The 3,769-nt window shown below is 42.3% G+C and carries 2 protein-coding genes; one reads left to right on the forward strand and one right to left on the reverse strand.

Annotated elements, in window-relative coordinates; genetic code table 11:
* Positions 1 to 118: 118 nt before the first annotated feature.
* Positions 119 to 1,648, reverse strand: a complete 1,530-nt coding sequence (locus tag IM322_RS12070) for a pyruvate kinase (RefSeq protein WP_287672283.1) — start codon at positions 1,646 to 1,648, stop codon at positions 119 to 121.
* 476 nt (positions 1,649 to 2,124) lie between these two features.
* On the opposite strand from IM322_RS12070, the gene gatB reads away from it, so the two are divergent.
* On the forward strand, positions 2,125 to 3,597 hold the full coding sequence (gene gatB / locus IM322_RS12075) for an Asp-tRNA(Asn)/Glu-tRNA(Gln) amidotransferase subunit GatB (protein WP_287078579.1): 1,473 nt from the start codon (positions 2,125 to 2,127) through the stop codon (positions 3,595 to 3,597).
* Positions 3,598 to 3,769 lie beyond the last annotated feature (172 nt).

Consider the following 3,769-nt stretch of genomic DNA (forward strand, 5'->3'; position numbering starts at 1 on the left):
TAACTGATAACTGATAACTGATAACTGATAACTGATAACTGATAACTGATAACTGATAACTGATAACTGATAACTGATAACTGATAACTGATAACTGATAACTGATAACTGAAATTGCTTAAACCCAAGAATGGAGAGCGCGTAATTGGGGCGTTTTTTTAGCTTGGTGGGTCTGCATTCTTTGTAAAACATCATCAAGAATTGTCACCGCTTTGCGGATATATTCCCCCTTATTCAGCATGACACATTCGGCCCTTTCGGCCATAGCGGCATCGGTAATCTCGGCCCTGGAAGGAATACTTTTCTTGACCAGATTTTCTAGGACTTGGGTGGCCCAAATTACCGGAATATGGGCCGCTTCGCATAACCAGAGAATTTCCTCTTGAATTTCTGCTAGTCTTTGATAGCCAATTTCTACGGCTAAATCGCCCCGAGCAATCATCACCCCAAAAGGTTGTTTACCGGCGGCATGGATGATTAATTCGGGAAGATTTTTCACGGCTAAAGGTGTTTCTATTTTGGCCACAATTGCTTTTTGTCGCCAAGCATCACCCAAACGACTTTGTAACTCTAGCTGTAGCGCTTCGATATCGCTGGCTTTCTGCACAAAAGAGTAACCGATAATATCGGCATTTTGGGCAATAAAATCTAAATCTTGCCGGTCTTTTGCGGTCAAAGGATCGATATTTAAGACGGTATCGGGGAAATTTAGGCCTTTATCTGCTTTGAGTTTTTCTCCTTTCTCTCTTGCGTGGGTAATTTTTAGTAAAAGACCTTCCGGCATTATGGTAATAACTTCAGCCCCAATATGACCATCATCAATCCAAACTTTCGCCCCGACGGGAATTTGGGGAATAATCTCCGGTTGGGAACAATTAGCCTGAAAATACTGAGAATGGGCAGTGTGGGGCGGTTGGGTGGTTAAGAGGAGAAAATCCCCTTGATATAGTCTGGTTTGGGACTGGGGGGCTAAAATCTGTTCTAAACGGATTTTTGGGCCAGCTAAGTCCATATAAACTTTACAGGTATGTCCATTGACTAAATTTTCGGGATTTTTGACCGCCTCGCGCAGATTTTCGATCATTCCCTGCCATTCTTTGGGGCTATCATGGGCGCAATTAATGCGAATACAGTCCATTCCGCAACGCAGTAATTGAGCGATAAAATCGGGGTCGGTTGCCGCTTCCGTCGGCATTGTCACCATAATTCGCACCCGACGCTGGGGGGAAGGCAGACCGAAAACTTCGGCGCTATGGGAGGCTAAAAGTTGATCTCCTTGGAAAAATGCCTCTAAAGGGGGATGTTTGGGTAATAATGAGGCTTCTTGATGACAAACCGCCCCTAAAGTGGCAATTACCGCATCGAGAGTCGGTAAAACTTTTGATTCAATCCGGCCTAGGGAAGATAATCCCCAGGGCATTAAAGCTAATTGTAAATCCCGGATATCTTCTTGTCTCAGGGCGAGATAATAGGCTAAATTACGGGTGCTAGGTTGAAAATTCTCCTTTTCAATGAGGTTTTTCCACTGCTGCAATTTCTCCTCTCCTTCCACTGTCACAAAATGCCGTAACCTTTGCAGATGATGGAGGAGAGTTTGGGGATAGGATAATTGTTCTCGCTTGAGTTGTTCTGAGAGAGTTAAAGACATAAAATTGAGTACAAAGTAAAAATCGTCAATTATTAAGGCAATATTTGCCTAGAAAATGCTCACTTTCGCCGCTTATATTGCTTTTGGCTGGTTATGGGGTCAGTTCTTAGGTATAATCTCTCTGTTTCTATACTAAGCAAATATCCTGTCTCTAGAAGTTAATTTTTGCTACGATTTATGGCGGTTATCTTAACGGTGAGGTGGGAAGTTTTGGTTTTCGGTGGTCGGTGGTCGATACTAAAAAAGCTAGGTTTATCGGGGAAAAATTATCGATAAGCTTCCCTGTCTTATGCCTTTGATAAAATTTAAAATAATGGCGTACATTGGCTGAATAAATTATCTTTTTTAAGCTATATTAAAGGTGCATAAAGTTATTAGTAACTACAGTATTAAGTTTTATTAAGGGAGGGAATGCTCCAGAATCGCGACTATAATGAGTAAACAGATCATTCCTGTGTCGGCGAGAGCGAGAAAATATGTCTGCTACTGAATACGAAGCAATTATCGGTTTAGAAACCCACTGTCAACTGAACACCAAAAGCAAGATATTTTGTCCCTGTCCCACCAACTTCGATAGTCCCCCCAATACTAACGTCTGTCCCATCTGTTTGGGTTATCCGGGGGTATTACCCGTCCTTAACCAAGAAGTCCTGGCCAGTGCCGTTAAACTGGGATTAGCTATCGATGGTAAAATCACACTCCATAGCAAATTCGATCGCAAACAGTATTTTTATCCCGACCTGCCGAAAAATTATCAAATTTCCCAGTATGATCTCCCTATTGTCGAACAGGGTCAACTAGAAATCGAGATCGTCGATAAAAAAACTAAGGAAGTTAGCCGCAAAATTATCGGTATTACTCGTCTGCACATGGAAGAAGACGCGGGAAAACTGGTTCATGCCGGCAGCGAACGTCTCTCTGGTTCCACCCATTCCCTGGTGGATTTTAATCGTACAGGTGTACCATTATTAGAAATTGTCTCGGAACCGGATTTACGCACCGGGGCCGAAGCGGCGGAATATGCCCAAGAATTACGGCGTTTAGTGCGTTATCTCGGCATCAGTGACGGTAATATGCAGGAAGGTTCCCTGCGCTGCGATGTCAATATTTCTGTGCGGAAAAAAGGCGCTAAAAAGTTCGGGACTAAGGTAGAAATTAAAAATATGAACTCCTTTAGTGCTATCCAAAAAGCCATAGAATACGAGATCGATCGACAAATTGCAGCGCTCGAAAATGGCGAATTGATCCTACAGGAAACCCGTCTTTGGGAAGAAGCTACTCAACGGACGATTAGTATGCGGAAAAAAGAAGGTTCTAGCGATTATCGCTATTTTCCCGAACCGGATTTACCCCCCCTAGAAGTCTCTCCCGAACAGTTAAAAGCTTGGGCGGAAGAATTACCGGAATTACCCGCTCATAAACGTCGTCGTTATGAAGAAGAATTTGGTCTTTCCCCCTACGATGCCCGGGTTTTAACCGATGATCGCACCGTGGCCGAATATTTTGAAACTACTGTAATTGCCGGGGCAAATGCGAAATTAGTCGCTAACTGGCTCAGTCAAGATATCGCCGCTTATTTGAATAATAATAAGCTGATGATCACAGAAATTGCCCTGCAAGCGTCAGACTTAGCTGAATTAGTTAAACTGATTGAAGCGGGAACAATTAGTGGCAAAATTGCTAAGGAAATTTTACCCGAACTTCTCAGCCAAGGCGGTTCACCAAAAGCACTGGTGGAAAAGAAAGGATTAATACAAATTTCTGACACTTCTGCGATCGAAAAACTGATCGAGGAAATTATCGCCTCCCATCCAAGCGAGTTAGAAAAATTCCGGGCGGGTAAAACCAATCTTAAGGGATTTTTTGTCGGTCAAGTCATGAAAAAAAGCGGCGGTAAAGCCGATCCTAAATTAACTAGCCAAATCTTAGATCAAAAACTTTCTGGTTAGTTATATTCAGTGATCAGTAATCAGTGATCAGTAAACAGTAAACAGTAAACAGTGAACTTAAAACTCAAATCTGATAACTGGTAACTGATAACTGATAACTGATAACTGATAACTGATAACTGATAACTGATAACTGATAACTGATAACTGATAACTGATAACTGATAACTGA

This window comes from Microcystis sp. M109S1, from assembly GCF_020247025.1.
Taxonomy (GTDB): Bacteria; Cyanobacteriota; Cyanobacteriia; order Cyanobacteriales; family Microcystaceae; genus Microcystis.

Coding starts and splice junctions, on each gene's coding strand:
- IM322_RS12070 (WP_287672283.1), bottom strand. CDS start 1,648: ATGTCTTTAACTCTCTCAGAACAACTCAAGCGAGAACAATTATCCTAT.
- gatB (WP_287078579.1), top strand. CDS start 2,125: ATGTCTGCTACTGAATACGAAGCAATTATCGGTTTAGAAACCCACTGT.